The sequence below is a fragment of the Maribacter sp. PR1 genome (genome assembly GCF_028464145.1).
In the GTDB taxonomy this organism is placed as follows: Bacteria; Bacteroidota; Bacteroidia; order Flavobacteriales; family Flavobacteriaceae; genus Maribacter.
On sequence record NZ_JAQPCG010000015.1, the window covers coordinates 1 to 19,746 of the forward strand.

The following is a 19,746-nucleotide window of genomic DNA, read 5'->3' on the forward strand; positions in this document are numbered from 1 at the left end:
CGAACTTGTCCACGGCCCCGATTCTCTCGATCTAATTCTTTATGTTTCTCTACCATCGCACCCCCATTTAAGGATACGACTCTCTCCACAATATTTCAATGAACTCCAATCAGGAAATTCAACAAGGCTCCTCGCCAAGTTTCCTCTTCCCGCCCCTAGGTCTTTGCCTAAGCGGGTGCAAATATACGCACCGTTTTCGATTCTACAATAGCTAAACCAAAAAAAAATGAAAAAAATTCAAATTAATTTATAACCTCTTGTTTTTCAGTTATTTTCAAACTAAAAAAATTATAAAAACACTCAAAAAAATGGTAAATACTTGTGTATCAATTTGATATTATATGGAAGTAAAAACGAGGAAAACGTCAATTGCCTATATCACAGTGCCTTAAAAATTAAGAAAAGAAATTCCAGACAAGACCAAATCGAATCACAAAATCCCTATAAGGATAATTTGGGGCAGCATAATAATTATATCCGCTGAAGGAAGAATTAAAATGTTCCGCCTTTAAAAATATTCTCGTTTGCTGAATACGTGCATTAATAAAGAAATCTAGCAACGGAAAACCACCTAGCTCTTCCGTTTCTTGCACAAAAAATTCACCAAGTACAGGATTATAACCATTCATATTATACTTCGTAAAGTACTTTAAAGTAACACCCGTTTGTAGATACATGGCTTTTTTAAACACATCAGAAGAAAAATATAAGGTATTACGTGTGACCAGTTGAGGGACATTTAATATATTGGACTCCTGTGAAACGGATTGATACATTACCGTATTGTTCAGCGCAAATTTGCCCAACCTAAACTCTTTTTTATACTTCAACTTTAAATAAGATATACCTGCATCTTCTTGAAAAGGTTTTATAGCTGCTTGATCAGCCCCTTCTAAAACTGCTATTTGAGGGTCAATTGAGAAATAGGTATAATTATCCAAATTGGTATACTTGGCCGAAACATTTCCAAAAACATCTGAATCCAGTGTGAACTCCAAGCTGTTCACTCTTTCCTTTTTAAAAGTGTCCGTATTTTGCCAATTATAATTTAGGTATTCACTTTGATATAAGAGAAAATTAAAATCAGGCATTTTCGAAGATGAATGCACCTTAAACTTCAAGTGATTTTTCTCATTCAAACTATACCCTACATGGGCATCAAAAATGTTTCCGGATAGATTGCCTGAAAGATTATATTTAAATGACCCAGACAATGAAAATCCTCTCACGGTCTTTTTGTAGTCCGCGCCCAAAGCAACTTCATTGCCTTTAAGTTGATTTTCTATAACACTCCCATCCTCAGCAAAAAAAACACTGTTAAAAAAATAATTATAGTCAAAGAAATTTATATTACCCTTCAATGCACCTAAGGTCTTGTTATAAAACTCAAGATTCAACTGGTTGAATGTGGTTTTAAGATTTGCCTTGTCATTAATAGGTGATAAAATAACATCTCCAAAATAACTATCACCGCTTGACTGCATGTATTGATAGTATTTGGTTTCATAATTAAAAACGTGACCTATAGTCAACGATGTTTTTTCGAGGTAGCTGGAATCTTTTGTTTTTCTAAGTAACTTATAAGTATGGTCCAAATAATACCTTTTACCGAGTACTTTGTTATCTGCATCATCAAAACGTACATCCACCTTTGCCCTATCCGTAAAATCAGAGTCCCCAGACTCAAATTGGGCAACCTTCTCGGTCAACCCTCCATTTTCTTGGGAATTGATGTCTTGAGCAGCGATATGTGCCCTAAGAGCATATCTCCCATTACTGGTCAAATAGTTGGTGGTCGTTGTAAAATTCCCTGAGCGAATCTGGTTTGAATTGTATTTCCCAAGCGAACGATGTCCTTTATACCCTATAGAAAAGTTGAGACGCCTGGAGGTATTAAAAGTTAACATGGCATCCAATAATTGACCTTGTTCCAAGGTCGTCTTAAAAAGAATGTCCGTCATTGGAGTAGCCACATTATAATAATTTATGTCTTCTACCTCCCAATAATTGAAATGTTTGGCACTTGCACCAATCTTTGGATACATGGTGGACCTATCCAAATCCATTCCCAGCAAGTTATAGGTTTGCCCAATATTGGAAAGAGGCATTAACTCAAAATCATCCCTACGTAGATAATTGTACTTGTATTCCTTCTGGATCGTTAAGGTGGTGTCCAAAAAGGTAGTATCCCGAGAAAATGAAATAATTTTGTAATCTTTTATGGTGACCTCTGCAACACTATCTTTTCTAGCCACATCTTTTGGGGCAACCTTGGGCTTGTTCCTTATAAGTGAATCAGGTTCTTTTCTAGCCGCCTTTGGCACCTGTGAAAACATGGAATATGCGAAACAGAAAAAAACGAGTGCTAATAGATACTTCATTCAAAAATATTACAATCGCAAAGTTAATTTTTTTGTTCCTAACGAAATGTGAAAGTTTAACGTATTGAAAAAGGCCCCAAAACTGGGGCCTTTAAAATTTTAAATTTGTTGTGAAATTATTCGAATGGAACAACTTGATCCGAACTCTTATTAGCAACCAAGACTTCATTTAAATCGATGGCCGTAGTAGCCACTCCAGAACCTGGTTCATAAGTAATGGCGTCCAAATCGCTCACCACTGCATCAATAAAAGACGGTATTACTGCAACTGTACCCGCATCACCTTCATTGATATTTTCATTTAGCAATATCTCATTTTCATCAATGACCAATTTAACACCCATGTCAACAAGCCTTATTCCTTCCGAAATAAAAACTTCTTGCCTAGTCCTATACAAAAGAACTAGTCCGTCATCATCATCCTGCATTGCCGCAATATCGTCGGCAGTTAAAGAAGTACCAGATACAGATGGAATATCAACATTACCGGATTGTCTATCCAAAACTAGACCAGGTCTTCCGTTTACAACCACTGAAGCATTATCGGGTCTAGATCCCTCATCTACCTGACTTCTTTGCTCAATCGAATCATCAATATTACGTACTTCTCTTGTAGCGATTAAATCCAACAATGAGGTTAGATTAGTCCTTGCCCCTGCAATATCGTTATCCGCTAAAGCTGCCTCAGCCAAAATAAGGTATGCCTCTTCCGCTTTCATAAAATGTACGGGGGCATCTTCATTTGGATCCAAAAACGAATATTTCGGATCTAAGAAATCCAATGTTGGAAGCGGTTGTAAATCGTCGAAAGTCGCTCTTTCATACAATGCATCTTCAAAGGTATTGCTAGGTCCATTAGACTCATCAAACTTTACAGTTCTATCAAAGGAAGAATCCAAGGCCAAAGCCGCCGTAGCAGCTGCAACAGCTCCGGATTGATTCCCTAAATAATAATTTGCCCTGGCCTTCGCCAGTTGATATTCAGGTTTTGCGTTAAGGGCAATTGCCGCATCAAAAGCAGAAATTGCATTTAAATAGTGTTGCTCCGATGTTACAGGAACACCTACAGGTTCAGCCGGAAGGGTAGAAAAATACATTCCAGAAAACAAATAAGCAAGACCTTCAAAATAATTGAATTCAGCCTCGGTTGCCGCATCATAATTTGGATCTCCAGGACCAACCTCGTTTAAACCGAAAATGGCAAGCTCCCTTAATCTTTGAATATCACGTTGCGTATCCCTCATATCCGGATCGGTAATTTGAATTACCAAATCATCCATAAATTGATTAAAGAAAGTTTGTGTATTTACATAATTATCAGAACCTAATTCGGCTAAAGTCAAGGTCTCTTGAAATACCAATGCCAATTGCCTTTCCAAACCGCTCAGCCAAATTGTAGCCGAGTTTGGTTGCCCTACAACCGATGCTTCTGAAAGATTTGGGTTCTCCACCTCCTTGAAGTCGGTTACATCACCAAAATCACCAGTACAGCCAAATATTAAAGCAGCCGTAAAAAATATTATAAGTTTTTTCATCTGTTTTTATTTTTTAAAATTCGAACCTCATAGAGGCAATATATGTTCTTGGTGCTGATTCTGTACCATATGCAAAACCACCACTAGCAAAACCGTTCTGAGCAGAGATACCAGAACCTGTGGTTTCAGGATCAAATGTACCCGCTGTCCAATTGAATGGGTTTGTTACGTTAAGACCTAGTCTAATGTTACTAAATAATGGCTTAGCTATATCTCCCAAATTATAGGATGCCCCAATATTTCTGACTTTCAAGAAATCATTATCGAAAACAAAAAAATTGGTATAGTTAAAAGGAGATGTTTGCCCATTTAGTTCATCGGGTATACCCGTGCTATCGACACCTCTTAGATTTCTCAATAAAAAACTCAAATCAGTTATCTTACCCCCAAACTGATAATCAGCAGTGGCAAATAAATTAAAGTCACCCCATGTATAATTAAAGCCCATAGAACCGAAGTTAGGGGCAAAAGTGTCACCTAAAGCCGTATTAGGCTCAAAAGTATATGTACCGTCATCTTGCAATACTGCAGCAGTACCTCTTAGGTAACCTAAACTTTGCCCTTCCTCAACTACGGAGCCCAATACTGTAAACCCACCAACTACAAATGCAGGAGCTCCACCGGAATCCGTAACTAAGTTTTCGTTCGTATTGTAAGATAGATTTATACTTAAATTATGCTTTTCTGTTTGAATCGGAGTAGCCGTTAAAGCGAACTCATATCCCTTGTTTTCAACTTCTCCAATATTCTGAATCTGATTGGCCTGACCTGAGGAAGGTGGGTCTTGAGGTGTAAAAAGAGCATCCTCAGTAATTCCTATATATCTTGTACCGCTTAAGAACAACCGGTTGCTGAAAAAACCAAGTTCTACACCAAATTCGGTCGTCTTAACACGTTCTGAAACCAATTCATCATTTCCTTGATTATCAAAAGTAAATGACGGCCCACCTAAGAATGGATTTTGAGCAAATGTTCTATCCTGAGAGAAAGGTTGTGCAAAATTTGTTGCCTCACCGTAGTTTGCCCTTAACTTAATAGTAGAAAGAATATCCTTAAAACCAGAATTTATATAGAAATCATGGTCACTAAAATTATAGGTTAGTCCAATTTTAGGAAGCAACAACGGGTCGGTATTGGCACCAGAAGCGGTGTTTTGATCCAAACGACCACCAAATTCTAAGAAAGCCACATCATAAATACCAATATTCTCTAAAAAGTAAAGGCCATAGTTGGCATTTTCCAATACAAAATCAGAAAAAGTTTGTTCTGAGAAATTGTTCAAAGAGCGTGTTCCGTCAACACCTCCAGAACCATTCAACCTATTCTGTCTATCCGAAGTCCTAAAAAATTGTCCCCCTAAAATAGAAACAAAAGAAAAGTTTTCAGTATTCGCTCTATGCGTTACATTTACATCGGTTGTTAAAGTAAACGCTGACCTTAGAACCCTAGTCAATTCACCCTGGTCCGTAGTACCTTCGGCAACTGAACCTAGGGCCACTTGTAACTCATTACTCAACAACTCCTCCTGTACAGTATTTCTATTATCGATACCAATGGTCGCATTTACTTGAAGCGCATCATTGATATCATAGATAAATTTGTTGGAAGCAGTAATACGGTTCGTTGTACTAGTGATATCCACTAACTGACCAATATTCCTGTATCTGGCCAACTCACTTTGCCATTCCTCATCCGTAAATTCATCGGTTGCCCCACGTGCCGAACCTTCAATGTTGGAGAATCTAGAAAAGCTCGTATTTGCGTTGTAATCCAAATTGGATTCGAAATTTACAAAAGAGAAAGACCCTTGATATCTTAATTTGTCCGTAACCTTGGCCGTAAGACCAAAAGTGAAAGACCTTCTTATTTGCTCATTTATATCATTGAAACTATCATCCTTATAAAGGCTACCTCCAAAATTATAAGAGAATTTATCTGAACCTCCATTTAGGCCTACACGATATTGTTGTGACCATCCCGGTTCAAAAATTGCTTCGGCAGTTCTATCATACCTCAAGAAATCCGTGGTTGCTTTGATAACACCCACATTACTTTCAAAGAAAGCAGAACTTTTTCCATCCTTACCTTTCTTTGTTATAATTTGAATGATACCATTAGCGGCATCGGCACCATACAATGTTGTTGCCGCACCACCTTTAATATATTCAATCCTTTCGATGGACTCAACTGGAATATCCGCCAGAGCAGATACATTGGCACCACCAGTAGCAATCCCCAATTCTGGATTTGAGTTCAAGTTATCAACACGAACTCCATCCACAATAATTACAGGTGTTGCAGAAGTTGCAGCTGATATTGGACCCCTCGTTCTAATAATTGCCGCTGTACCCGGCTGCCCAGAACTTAATCGAATCTGTGCACTTGGGGTAGTAGACTGCAATATTTGATCAATCTGATTTGCAGGTAATTTGTCAATATCCTCTGAATCCAAGGCATCAACGGTAGTAGATAATTTTCTACGTGCGATACCCGAACCCTGACCAGTGACAACCACTTCTTCCAAAGCCTGAGCATCTTCCTCCATTGTTACATCAATCGTTGAACCTGCACCCACTGTTCGATTAACTGTTTTCTGTCCTATGTATGAGAATCTCAATACATCCCCTTCACTTACATTAATAGAATAATTTCCATCAAAATCCGATTGGGTTCCATCTGTTGTACCAACCACAATGATAGACACACCCGGGAGCGGTAAATTGGATTGATCCGTTACAGTACCGGACACTGTTTTTTCCTGTGCATAGGAAAATGATATGCTTAACACCAATAATGGCAAAAGCATCCATTTAAACTTCTGTTTCATAGATTTAGTTTTTGAATTAGCAAGCTTCAAAGCTCATTAAAAAACCAAACTAATCCAAAATGGTTTCTTAAGACAAAGCCTATATTTGTTAAAAAATTGGCTTTAATTATGTTTTTAATATTTATTTATAATTTTTTAACACGAAGTATTCAAACATTTAACTTTTGTTTAATTCTTGTTTTTACCCTCATCTAGTTAACGAAATCCTAATTTTTGAGAAAATTTTACACTTTTTTTAACGAATCCGGAACTGACGAGGCAGGCAGAGGTTGTTTAGCAGGACCTGTTACGGCTGCTGCGGTAGTTTTGCCAAAGCACTTTCAAAACACTCTTCTTAACGATTCCAAACTCTTATCGGTCAAAAATAGAGAGCGATTAAAACCCATTATTGAAGAACAATGCATTACCTATGGCGTAGCCCATATTCATCCTTTAAAAATTGATGAAATTAATATCCTAAATGCTTCAATTCTAGCCATGCACAAAGCCATTGATAAGCTCATAGAAACTCCGCCCTATATAATTGTGGACGGTAACAAGTTTAAACCCTATAAGGAGATACCATATACATGTATAGTAAAAGGGGATTCAAAATACATGAGTATTGCCGCGGCTTCGGTTCTTGCAAAGACCCATAGGGACGCCTATATGGAAAAAATACACGAAGAATTCCCCATGTATAACTGGAAGAAAAATAAAGGGTACCCCACCAAAGAACACCGAGATGCCATTAAAAAATATGGAATAACAAAATATCATAGAAAAAGTTTTAGACTACTACCAGAGCAACTTACGCTAGAACTATAAAAAGTATAAATTTGCCAAAAGGCAATTTATGAGGCTAAGTCAACTGTTTCTCGTTTTTGGTATCATCTTTTTTACCAATTGTACTTCTGAAAAAAGAAATACTTCTTCCTTAATAGATTTTATACCTAGGAACAGTCCAGTGGTTTTGAAAATTTTAGACTTCGACACTTTCAAATCGGAAATAAGCGAAAACAAAATTCTTGTTGAGCTTCAAAATTCTGGGGGAATAACAAAAATAACTGAAAAATTAAAACCCCTTACCTACGTAAGTTCTCAAAAAGCTGGTCTTATTGCCATTTTAAACAATTCTGAGAATAGTTTTGATTTTGTTTATGTTCCTTCTGATAGTCTACCACAAATTGTATTGGATAGTACAACGGATAAAACCGTTGAGTCGATTGAAAAAAACAATTTGAAATTTAGAAAGTATGAAATTGAAGGAAATACTTTTTATACCTCATCTATTCAAAACAAAGAGATAGTGAGCTCTTCTCTTTTGGCCCTTGAAGAAGTTTGGACCGATATTGAAAATGGTACAATCGTAAAAAACCAGTTTAGAAAATTTAATGAACTGGAGAACCTTTCAAAATCAGCACAGATTTGGGTAGATGTAAATAATAGCAAAGGACTTTTTCAAAATATTTTTGGGATAGATTCCGTAGTTAGACAAAGTTACGCGGATTGGATTTCTCTAGATATAACCCTTAATGACGATGAGCTTCTCTTAAATGGAATTTCAATACTTAATGATTCCCTTAAAAATTACCTTGGGTTGTTCTCCAATACAAAACCCTTAATTAATCAAACCAAGGAATTTACACCCATAAACGCTGATTCCTATATCTCCTATACCTTTAACAATTATAAAACCTTCTCCAAAAAACAGGAAAGCTTTTTAGATACTATAGGAAACAAAGACTCTATATTTTCTGCTGTGGAAGAAATTGGAATTGCCGATATAGATACAGAAAAGATAGTCTTATTAAAAACATATGGAACGGCAAATATTTCGGACTACCTAAAGGGAATACAAATAAATTCGATTGAATTTCAGGGCAGTGAAATTATGGAGGTGAATGGGGACAGTGCTTTACAACAGAGTTTTTATCCCATCATTAAGGATTTTGAACCTCGGTTTTCTACCATCATTGGAAATATTTTTGCCTTTTCTTCAAAACAGGAAACAATAGAAAATTTTATCAGTTCCAGTAAGTCGGAGCAATCGATTGAAAAAGCCTTGATTTTTGAGAATATACAAGAATTGATTACTTCCGAATCTACCATATTATCCATTTCTAACTCCAAAGGCCTCGAAAACAATTTGGAACAAACAGGTATTGGAGGTTTAAACAATGTGCTCAACAAGGCCGATTTAAAGGATTATTTATTCGGTTCACAGATAATTGCCGATGCAGGTTTTATGCACACCAATTATTTTATAAAAAAAATCACGGAATCAAATATCAAGACGGGTACGTCGGAAATGTTCAAGTTACAACTTGATTCGGATATTTCCTTAAACCCTCAATTCTTTACAAACCACAGAACAAATAGAAAGGACATTGTAGTACAGGACAAGAACAATGTACTCTATTTAATATCCTATAAAGGGAAAATCATTTGGAAAAAAGAATTGGAAAGTGCGATCCAAGGGAAAATTCATGAAGTAGATATATATAGAAATGGCAAGTATCAATTAGCCTTCACGACCAACAACAGGTTTTATATTGTAGATCGTAATGGTAAAGAAGTGGCTCCATTTACTTTTAAGTTTGACGGCGGAAACCTTAATCCGCTTTCGGTCTTTGATTATTCTGGAAATAAAAATTATCGATTTGTAGTAACCCAAGGGGACAAAGTCTACATGTACAATAATGACGGTAAAATAGTTTCCGGATTTAAATACACTAAGGCAGAAGAAAATATTTTAGGTGCCCCACAGCATTTTGCAATAGGGACAAGGGACTATTTAGTGTTTAAATTGTCCGATGGTAGTTTAAAAATCCTAAACCGTGTCGGGAATGTAAGGGTCAGAGTATCTGAAAAAATTTCCTTTTCAGAAAATGAAGTTAAAGTGCATCAAAACAAATTCATTGTCACCTCCAAGGATGGAATCTTATATGAAATTAATACGCAAGGAAAGGTTGAAACAACTGATTTACAAATCAATGCAGATCACGGAATGGATGCCACCTCCAGAACTTTGGTTTCGATGAACGATAACATACTTTCCATTAGAGGAAAAAAAGTAGCGCTGGACCTTGGGGTATACACCAAACCCTCAATCTTCTATTTGAACGATAAAATCTACGTTTCCGTTACGGATATTCAGAATCTAAAATCCTATCTGTATGATAGTCAGGCGGAACCTATTGCGGGATTTCCCGTATATGGGGCTTCCACAATAGATATGGCCGATATGGACAATGACAACAAGCCTGAAATAGTGCTTAAAGATCAAGAAAATTCTTTGGTAGTTTATAAAGTACATTAATACAATTTTTGTACGGTTCTATACTAACTTAATTGCCAGCCATACAATCCTAGTTGCTATTTAACACGCTTTCCTTTAAATTTAAAAGGATACCCAATTTATGGGTCTTAATTAAAAAATTAATTTACACTATTATGAAGACCATCAAATTGTCCCAAAAAGTAGTTTTGGTGACAGGAATTCTACTACTTTGTTTTACATCTTCTAATGCCCAATTCCTTAAAAAACTTGGAAAAAGAGCGGAAAAAGCTGCAGAAAGAGCTGTAGAAAGGAGGGTTGATAAGGAAGCAACAGAAAAAACAGATCAGGCTTTGGACAGTATTTTGGAACCTGGTTCAAAAAAAACAGAAAACCCATCCACTCCTAAAAAGGATAATCCCGTTGCAGGTTCCCCAAATGATAATTCTTCCACTGATAACACCAGTGGTAAATCGAGTGGACCAAAGAGCTTAGAAGTCTATAGTAAGTTTGATTTTGTCCCAGGTGACGAACAACTTTTTTATGATGATTTCTCCAATGACTTTGTGGGCGACTTCCCGGTTAAATGGAATACCAATGCAGGTGGCGAAGTCGTTATGCTAGGTAATGAATCGGAAAAATGGTTTAAATTAAAATCTGGATATAACATCTTTTTCATTCCAAATGTCCCGAAACTTCCAAAGGAATATACCATTGAATTCGATGTTATTGGTATTGGCGTTGATAGAACTTCCTCGACCTCGCGTTTAAGGGTAGATCTAAGTGATGATGACAAATTCAAGGAAGGTGCCAATTTTGTTCAGGCAAGTATCCCTTTTTGTCAATATACTGCTGCGGGAATTACCATTGAAAACAGAATAGATAACGAACGTGAGATTTACAGTACTGTTAAGGCTGACATTAGAAACAAAATTGTTGAAGGCACCCATATTTCCATTGCCGTGAACGATGAAAGATTCAGGCTTTGGGTAGATGAAACCAAATATATAGATGTTCCCAAAGCAATACCCTTGGATAAAATAACGACGCTAAAATTCCACGCCAATAACTTTAAGGACGATTCGGAGCAATTGTTTATTTCTAATCTTAAGGTAGCCAAAGGGGGCGTTGATTTAAGAAGAAAACTTTTATCCGAAGGAAAAATATCTACGAACGCCATTCTGTTTAGTTCTGGTTCCAATACGCTAAAGCCGGAATCCATGGGGGTTATTCGCCAAATTTTTCAGGTATTACAACAAGATACATCGATTAGTTTGAAAATTGTGGGGCACACCGATGCGGATGGTGATGAAAATAGCAACCTTTCACTCTCAAAAAGTCGTGCAGAAGCTGTAAAAAATGCTCTAGTTGGTGTTTATGGGGTAGATGCCGGTAGACTTTCAACGGATGGCAAGGGTGAAACCGAACCTGTAGCGGATAACACCACCAGCGATGGAAAGTCACAGAACAGGAGAGTAGAATTTATTAAACAATAAATCAACAAATAATGAACACTAAATTTTTCTTATATCTAATCCTTCTCTGTATATGCCCTTCATTATTTGGGCAGAATAACTGTAGCAAATATTACCCAATGGAAGAAGGTGCCACTTTTCAATACACGCTTTATAACAAAAAGGATAAAGTAGAAGGCGTTACCGATTATATCATATCAGCTGTAGAAAATTCCGGTGATAACACTACTGCTACGATGCAATTCACTTTTACAGATGAAAAAGGCAAAAATATTATGGAATCCGATTATAAAATAACCTGTACCGGTGAAGGAATAAAAATTGATTACGAAAGCCTCTTCCCTACTCAAATGAAAAAACAATATGAGGATATGGGCATGGAGATGGATATTACAGGTACCGATATTGAAATTCCGAATGACCTTTCAGCGGGACAAGCCTTGGACGATGCCAATGTAAATGTATCCATGGACATGGGAGCAATGAAGATGAAGATCAATGTTGATACTTACGATCGAAAAGTTGAAAAAGAAGAATCCGTTACTACGGAAGCCGGTACGTTCGACTGTTATTTAATAACGGAAAAAAGTAAGTCCAAAGTGATGATGAGCAATCTTGAGACTAGTAATAAAGTTTGGATTTCAGAGGGAGTAGGCATGGTAAAACAGGAAACCTACGGAAAAAACGGTAAGCTTATGAGTCGGATGGAACTTACAAAATTTGACAAATAAAAGTCATTGAAAAAATAAAAGTCATGAAAAACCGAGGTTTATATCTTGGTTTTTTCTTTTATAAAATTGGCTTCAAAAAGGACTTCAAAATGTCGCAAAAGCTTTCTCTTAACATCTTCCAAATCTACTTCTCGCTTTCCTAACTCAACATTCAATGAGGTTACGGCCTTATCTTTAATCCCACAGGGTATCATCATATCAAAATAACCCAAATCAGAATTAACATTGAGCGCAAACCCGTGCATAGTTACCCACCTGGAAGCACGGACCCCCATGGCACAAATTTTACGGGCAAATGGTGTACCTACATCCAACCATACTCCTGTTTCACCTTTGGAACGTTCTGCCTTTAAGTCATACTCAGCCAAAGTTAAAATGACCATCTCCTCTAAAAATCGTAGGTATTTATGGATATCCGTAAAAAAATTTTCTAGGTCCAAAATAGGATATCCCACAATTTGTCCCGGACCGTGGTAGGTGATGTCCCCTCCCCTATTTATCTTATAGAATTTCGCTCCTTTAGCATCCAATTCTTTTTCATCAACAAGAAGGTTTTGTACGTCCCCACTTTTTCCCAAAGTATATACATGTGGATGTTCAACAAATATAAAATGATTGGGCGTCTCAAGAGTACGCTCCTCTCTCCTGTTCCTTATTTTAATATCGAGGGTCTGTTGAAAAAGTAGTTCTTGATAATCCCACGTCTCCTTATAGTCCTTTACCCCTAAATCCTGTAAAATCACCTCTTTGTTCATGGTGCAAAGATACGAAAAGGGTGTGGGCTATTTTTCTAGCTCCACCTCAATTCTAATAGATTCGGGGTCTTTAAGCATATCCAGAAAATTAACCTCATAAATCATGGTTTTACCGTCCATGGAAAATGTAGCCTCCTCGACATTGGTGGATTTTACTCTTTTAGGGAAATGGTATTTAAAGGTATAGGTAGAACTGCCCAAAAACATTTCTGCACTCTCCAGACTATCCAAACTTTTTTGGAACATCTCCTTATTTTTTATTTTCGTTTCCCTAACAAAAAGGCTCTTCTTGAAAGAATATTCTACTTCGGTGGCGTCATTTCCCGAGTTTTGGGGTACCGGCTTATCTGTTGCTGATGGACCCATTTTACTCGCGTTTTGGAAGGCGTTGAAGGCGTCGTTCACATCGGAAACTTGTTTGAAATCCGAGAACATTTCAAAATTCATGATTCCGTTCGGAGCGTCTACGACCATATGCATACTAAATGGTTCCAATTTTTTAAGCTTTTCCTGTTCCTCTTTGGGGAGTTGGGCTATACTATCCTTTTTCTCCCTTAGAAAATCCTTGAAAACTAAGGTAGAATCTATCACTTCCTCCGTTTCAAGGCTATCCGATTCCGGAATCATAGACATCATTTCACTACCATCGAAACCAATACTCATTTTTCCGGAGCCATCGGTATTAATATAGATTTCCTCCGTAAAATTACAGGCAACGAACAAGACCGTTAAGAATACGGCCAACAATACCTTTTTAAATGCCATCTTGTTTTGTATTATTTAGTTTGGATTGTTCAAGATAACCAAAGCTGCGATAACCCCGGGTACCCAACCACAAAAAGTTAAGAGTAAGACAATTAGGAATGATCCGCATCCCTTACCTATTACAGCTAACGGAGGAAACAAAATAGCCAATAAGACTCGTATGAAACTCATATTTAATTTGATTTTGATTGATGTACTAATTAGTTGCTAAATTACCGGATTTGTTACAGAATCGTTTATTTTTAACGCAAAAGAAACAAACCTTGAAACGAGCTATATTATCCATATGCTTTCTTTTTTGCTCATGGAGCACTTTTTGTCAATACTTTTTTAATGGCAATATTTCCGATAGTGTTGCAGGTAAAACCGTATACCTTTCCGTTGTCGAAGATTATAGAAAAATGTCCAGAACCTATTTGGAGCAAATTCTCAAAAAAACGACCACCGACAATACTGGTTATTTTGAGTTTAAGGGTGACAACTTATTAGGGGAGAACAGAATTTACAAAATACATATCGATGATTGCTCCGAAGAGTTGTATGAAAAACACTTTTTTGGTAATTGTGTAAATACTAAAAGTATTCTATTCATAGCCAATGTAAAGGATACTATTTACTTCCCTACAACCTTTAACGACGAAATATTTTGCGATTTATCCTCTACAAATAGCGCTTCTGCCGACATTTTAAAAATCGATGAACTTTTTGGTGAAATGGCCTTTGATTTTGCTAGTTTCAGGAGCGATGCCAATAACCGTTTAAATTCTAAAAAATGGTTCAATAAATTGCAGGACTATGGCAAAAGTCTAAATGAGCCCTTGTCCGAATTGTATATCTATCAATTTCTATCGGATAGAAAAAACGAATCCTATGCATATTTCACAAAGGACTTTGAAGACAATAACTATTATTTTGAACTTTCGGAAAGATTAAGAAAAGAATACCCTGTAGCCGCTTTCACCAAACAATTTGAGGCAGAAATCGAAGCCTTTTCAGTTTTGGGAAAACCAGTCCAAAAAAACCACTATAAATGGGTGGTTATTCTGGGTTCACTGTTATTAATTTCATTGATTACTAATCTTTATTTATGGCGGTCCAGATATCTTTTTGTTGCAGATAAAAGAAGGAATTTGATTAAAGCGTTATCCGAACAGGAGCAAAAAATTGTGGCCCTCATAAAACAAGGAATGTCCAATAAAGAAATCGCATCCAACCTATTTATTTCAGTAAGTACCGTAAAGAGTCACATCAATAACATTTATAAAAAATTGAATGTTGATTCCCGAGATACGCTTAAAGGGCTTTAATCCAAAGAAATTCATATTTCCACCTGGGGTCTAGTCCCTTTTTCCAACCCCGAATCCATTTTTGGCAAGTATGTTTTTTTCAGTTTTGGTTTTCATTTAAATACATAAATCATGAAAACCTTACTATCATTTATTATCGCAGTATGCTCCTCAACTCTTCTTATTTCGCAGCCCTATAACCAAGAAATAACGCTAAACAATAATCAAAAAATATTGGTAGGGAAAATTAATAAAACTGGATTGACCCAATCCACATACAATACCTGGTTTCAGGAAAATTATGATGATTATACTTTAGATGAAAGTACCATCTTGGATTTTTCCGAAAAGCTATCCTCCTATCATGTCAAAATTTTTATGGGAACTTGGTGTGGTGACAGTAAACGGGAAGTTCCCAGGTTCCTTAAAATTCTGGAGCATGCAAAATTCCCCATAGAAAAATTGCAGATGGTCGCCGTTGATGTTAGAAAGAATTTTTACAAAAAAAGTCCGACCGAAGAGGAATGGGGATTACAAATTTTACGCGTACCTACAATTATTTTTTACAAAAATGGAAGAGAGGTCAATAGAATCATAGAGACTCCAAATAAAACCTTGGAGAAAGATATTTTGGAAATCATTGATGGCAATTCTTATGTTCCAAACAAGGCCAAATCGCTACATTTCGACTGAATTTAAGAATCCATTATAGGAATATTTCGTATCTAGGGTATGAAAATGCAAATTACGGATATGAACCCTTTTAAAATTATAGTCCTCATTGTGTTGTTTTTGAACTGCACAACCAATGATAATGACACCATTCTAAATCAACCTGAAGAAAAAAATCAAGAGGAGAAAAAAGATTTTAGCTATTTGGCGCTTGGTGATAGCTATACTATAGGAGAAAGTGTTATCTCCCAGAATAGTTTCCCTGTTCAGCTCTCTAAAAGGTTAGAAAGCGAACTAGACATCGATGTAGAAACAAGAATTATAGCAAAAACCGGGTGGAGAACAGACGATCTTAAAAACGCCATTACCAATACAAGAATAGACATACCTCAAGATTTAGTGACCTTATTAATTGGCGTCAACAATCAGTATCAGAACAAACCTTTTGAACAATATGAAAAAGAATTTCCAGAACTATTGCAGACTGCCCTAGGTTTTGTGAACGGTAATACGGAAGAGGTGTTGGTCATCTCCATTCCAGATTATGCCTTTACCCCCTTTGGTCAAACACGGGATGTGGATAAAATATCAACAGAAATCGATCAGTACAATGAATTTGCTAAAAGTATAGCCGACAAATACAATATTACATTTGTCGAAATTACGGATATTACAAGATTAGGGCTGGAGCAGCCCCAACTTGTTGCCAATGACGGACTTCACCCCTCCGGGGAAGCTTACGGTAAATTTGTTGACCTTATCCTTCCTTTTGTGTTGGAAGGTTTCAAAGATTAGCGCTTTCTTACCTATATTTGCGGCTTTAAATTACAGATCATGCAATTATCCGAACAAGAGGTAATACGAAGAGAAAAGTTGATGAAATTGCGGGACTTGGGAATCAACCCATATCCTGCCGAATTATATCCAGTAAACACAACATCCAAGGGTATAAAAAACGGATATGAAGAAGGAAAGAAAGTGACTATAGCCGGTAGGCTAATGTCCCGTCGTATTCAAGGAAAGGCCTCTTTTGCGGAAATTCAGGATAGTGAAGGACGTATACAAGTTTACTTCAACAGGGATGAAATATGTCCTGATGAGGATAAGACCCTGTATAACGAAGTTTATAAAAAACTGTTGGATATCGGGGATATCATAGGTATTGAAGGGGAATTGTTTACCACCCAAGTAGGTGAAAAGACGGTCATGGTAAAAAACTTCAAAATGCTCAGTAAGGCCTTGCGGCCATTGCCCTTACCCAAACAAGATGCCGAGGGAAAAGTTTTTGATGAGTTTAATGATCCGGAATTAAGATATCGTCAGCGATATGTGGACTTGGTAGTCAATCCAAAGGTGAAGGAAACCTTTATAAAAAGGACCAAAATCACGAACAGTATTCGTGAATTTTACAACAGCCGAGGGTATCTAGAAGTTGAAACTCCCATTTTACAGCCCATACCCGGTGGTGCAGCGGCAAGACCATTTTTAACGCACCATAATGCCTTAAATATTCCGTTGTACTTACGAATTGCCAATGAACTTTACCTAAAACGCCTGATTGTTGGCGGATTTGACGGTGTGTACGAATTCTCCAAGGATTTCAGGAATGAAGGTATGGACCGAACCCATAATCCTGAGTTTACGGTCATGGAGCTCTATGTGGCCTACAAGGACTATAATTGGATGATGGACACCACGGAGCAATTGTTGGAAAAAATTGCCTTGGATGCCAATGGAACTACCAAGTTGAAAGTTGGCAACAATGAAATCGAGTTCAAAGCACCTTATGCCAGGGTTCCCATTTTAGAAGCTATTAAAATCCACACCGGTATCGATGTTTCCAATATGGAAGAAGAGGAGCTCCGGGAAACAGCCAAAAATTTAGGAATAGAAGTAGATGATACCATGGGCGTGGGGAAACTTATCGATGAAATATTCGGTGAAAAGTGTGAGCATCATTACATACAACCCACTTTTATAACGGACTATCCCAAGGAAATGAGTCCATTGACCAAGGAGCATAGAAACAATCCGAAACTTACGGAACGTTTTGAACTGATGGTGAACGGAAAAGAATTGGCCAATGCCTATTCCGAGCTTAATGACCCCATAGATCAGCGCGAGCGTTTTGAGGATCAGCTAAAACTTTCCGAAAAAGGGGACGATGAGGCGATGTTCATTGACCAGGATTTTCTAAGGGCCTTGGAATATGGAATGCCTCCCACTTCGGGAATTGGAATCGGTATTGATCGTTTGGTGATGTTGATGACCAACAACTCCTCCATCCAAGAAGTGTTGTTCTTCCCTCAAATGCGACCAGAGAAAAAGGCGATTCAGCTTTCAGAAAATGAAAAGGCCATTTATGATATTCTCAAGAAAGAAAAGAATATGTCCTTAAATGAACTTAAGTCACAATCCGGTTTAAGCAATAAGGGGTGGGACAAAGGAATCAAGGGACTGACGAAACAAAAACTGGCCAAAGTTTACAAGGAAGAGGAGTCTCTTTTGGTTTCCTTTACGGAATAGCCTTGCAATATTTTTCACCAATCATAAAGGCCCGAATATTTCAATCCTGAATTTCGAGGAAAAATAGTAGTTTAGTCCCATATTGATAATCAACCCATGGGACTAAGTAAAAAATGGGGGCTTTTTTTGGGCCCCATTCTATTTCTGTCACTTATCAACTTACCCAACGATTTAATATCCAAACAGGCAGATGCTGTTATTGCCGTTGCCCTTTGGATGATTGTTTGGTGGATTACTGAAGCTGTTTCCATTTCCGTAACTGCACTTTTACCTTTGTTGCTCTTCCCTATTTTAAAAATAATGCCCATGGAGGAGGTCGGTGCCAATTATGGGAGCCCCATAGTCTTTTTGTTCTTTGGAGGATTTGTGATGGCATTGGCGCTTGAAAAGGTTAATCTACACAAGCGTATAGCCCTTTCCATTATCAAAATTACCGGCACAACCCCAAACAAGGTAATTTTAGGGTTTATGATAGCTACGGCTACTCTTAGCATGTGGATCAGTAATACGGCAAGCACGGTCGTGATGTTACCTATTGCCATGTCGGTCATACAGCTATTGATAGATGATGCTGATGGTTTTACCAAGAGCGATCGAAATTTTGCCCTCAGCGTCATGCTGGGTATTGCTTTCTCCGCTAATGCCGGAGGTATCGCCACGGTCATTGGCACACCGCCCAATTCCGTCCTTATCGGTCTTTTGGAGAACGAATACAACATAGAGATTTCTTTTCTTAAGTGGATGATAATTGGGCTACCGTTTTCGATTATTATGATTTCCTTTTGTTATATCGTTCTTGTTAAACTCATCTTCCCTAATGGCGCGTTGAAGTTCAATGCCTCAAAAACTATTATCGATTCCGAGCTTAAAAAATTAGGTCCAACTTCAGGGAAGGAAAAAATGGTCTTGACTATTTTTGGAATAACCGTTTTTCTATGGGTCTTTAGAACAGTCCTAAATTCTCTTTTTCCATTTATGGCATTGTCCGATGCTATGATCAGCATGTTTGCTGCTATTGCCTTGTTCGCCATCCCCTTTAACCTAAAAAAAGGGGACTTTGTACTGGAATGGAAGGACACCCAAAAGTTGGCTTGGGGAATTTTGATTTTATTTGGAGGCGGTTTGGCCCTAGCAAAAGGTATGTCGGTTACGGGTATTGTAGATTTGGTCGCCGGAGTTATTGCAGAAAGCGAAATAAGTGTGCTGTTTACAGCGGCACTTTTGATTTTCCTTATGCTTTTTATGACGGAACTGATGAGCAACGTTGCCTTGGTTGCCGTTTTAGCACCCGTCGTGGCAGGAATTGCCATTGGGTTGGGGCTTCCCATAGTCTATTTGTTAATCCCTATAACTATGGCGAGCAGTTGTGCCTTTATGCTCCCAATGGCCACTCCCCCCAATGCCATTGTATTTGCCAGTGGCTATATAAAGGTTCATGAGATGGCCAAAGCCGGATTTCTATTAAATGTAATCGCTGTTCTCTTATTGATAGGGTTGTTTCAGTTTATCCTCCCAATACTGTTTTAGCCAAAAG

15 protein-coding genes are annotated in these 19,746 nt (G+C 37.5%); 9 read left to right on the forward strand and 6 right to left on the reverse strand.

Translation table 11 applies throughout. From position 1 onward, the window contains the following. Positions 1–395 precede the first annotated feature (395 nt). The 3 genes from PP182_RS20610 to PP182_RS20620 form a co-directional block, all read right to left on the reverse strand. A complete protein-coding gene (locus PP182_RS20610) occupies positions 396–2,381 on the reverse strand; it encodes a putative porin (protein ID WP_272653140.1) in 1,986 nt (661 codons plus the stop codon). 116 nt (positions 2,382–2,497) lie between these two features. Further along, on the reverse strand, positions 2,498–3,916 hold the full coding sequence (locus tag PP182_RS20615; protein WP_272653141.1) for a hypothetical protein: 1,419 nt from the start codon (positions 3,914–3,916) through the stop codon (positions 2,498–2,500). Positions 3,917–3,929: 13 nt separating this feature from the next. Next, on the reverse strand, positions 3,930–6,743 hold the full coding sequence (locus tag PP182_RS20620; protein WP_272653142.1) for a TonB-dependent receptor domain-containing protein: 2,814 nt from the start codon (positions 6,741–6,743) through the stop codon (positions 3,930–3,932). Positions 6,744–6,956: 213 nt separating this feature from the next. Between PP182_RS20620 and PP182_RS20625 the strand changes: the two genes are divergently transcribed. The 4 genes from PP182_RS20625 to PP182_RS20640 all read left to right on the forward strand — a co-directional run bounded on the left by PP182_RS20625 (position 6,957) and on the right by PP182_RS20640 (position 12,208). Continuing rightward, entirely contained in the window at positions 6,957–7,550 is a 594-nt protein-coding gene (locus tag PP182_RS20625) for a ribonuclease HII (RefSeq protein ID WP_272653143.1), read from the forward strand. Positions 7,551–7,578: 28 nt separating this feature from the next. After that, entirely contained in the window at positions 7,579–10,044 is a 2,466-nt protein-coding gene (locus PP182_RS20630) for a ribonuclease HII (protein WP_272653144.1), read from the forward strand. A 134-nt stretch (positions 10,045–10,178) separates the two neighbouring features. Continuing rightward, a complete protein-coding gene (locus PP182_RS20635) occupies positions 10,179–11,498 on the forward strand; it encodes an OmpA family protein (RefSeq protein ID WP_272653145.1) in 1,320 nt (439 codons plus the stop codon). Between the two features lie 98 nt (positions 11,499–11,596). Then, positions 11,597–12,208, forward strand: coding sequence for a TapB family protein (locus tag PP182_RS20640; protein WP_272653146.1), 612 nt, complete (start codon positions 11,597–11,599; stop codon positions 12,206–12,208). Positions 12,209–12,246: 38 nt separating this feature from the next. Here PP182_RS20640 and lipB read toward each other — a convergent pair whose 3' ends face one another. The 3 genes from lipB to PP182_RS20655 are packed head-to-tail and all read right to left on the reverse strand — an operon-like array spanning position 12,247 to position 13,899. Beyond that, the gene (gene lipB, locus PP182_RS20645; protein WP_272653147.1) at positions 12,247–12,963 is read right to left on the reverse strand and encodes a lipoyl(octanoyl) transferase LipB; all 717 of its coding nucleotides are present in this window, start codon (positions 12,961–12,963) and stop codon (positions 12,247–12,249) included. Between the two features lie 27 nt (positions 12,964–12,990). Further along, entirely contained in the window at positions 12,991–13,728 is a 738-nt protein-coding gene (locus PP182_RS20650) for a hypothetical protein (RefSeq protein ID WP_272653148.1), read from the reverse strand. Between the two features lie 15 nt (positions 13,729–13,743). After that, positions 13,744–13,899 (reverse strand): YqaE/Pmp3 family membrane protein, encoded by a 156-nt coding sequence (locus PP182_RS20655; protein ID WP_211018664.1) that lies wholly within the window; start codon positions 13,897–13,899, stop codon positions 13,744–13,746. 92 nt (positions 13,900–13,991) lie between these two features. On the opposite strand from PP182_RS20655, the gene PP182_RS20660 reads away from it, so the two are divergent. From PP182_RS20660 to PP182_RS20680, 5 genes are all read left to right on the forward strand, one after another. After that, positions 13,992–15,035: a response regulator transcription factor gene (locus tag PP182_RS20660; protein ID WP_272653149.1), complete on the forward strand. Its 1,044-nt coding sequence runs from the start codon at positions 13,992–13,994 to the stop codon at positions 15,033–15,035. A gap of 111 nt (positions 15,036–15,146) precedes the next feature. Next, complete coding sequence (locus PP182_RS20665) at positions 15,147–15,707, forward strand: thioredoxin family protein (protein WP_272653150.1); 561 nt, start codon at positions 15,147–15,149, stop codon at positions 15,705–15,707. Positions 15,708–15,746: 39 nt separating this feature from the next. After that, a complete protein-coding gene (locus PP182_RS20670) occupies positions 15,747–16,481 on the forward strand; it encodes an SGNH/GDSL hydrolase family protein (RefSeq protein ID WP_272653151.1) in 735 nt (244 codons plus the stop codon). A gap of 39 nt (positions 16,482–16,520) precedes the next feature. After that, a complete protein-coding gene (gene lysS, locus PP182_RS20675) occupies positions 16,521–18,212 on the forward strand; it encodes a lysine--tRNA ligase (protein ID WP_272653152.1) in 1,692 nt (563 codons plus the stop codon). A 96-nt stretch (positions 18,213–18,308) separates the two neighbouring features. After that, positions 18,309–19,739, forward strand: coding sequence for an SLC13 family permease (locus tag PP182_RS20680; protein WP_272653153.1), 1,431 nt, complete (start codon positions 18,309–18,311; stop codon positions 19,737–19,739). Positions 19,740–19,746: the final 7 nt, after the last annotated feature.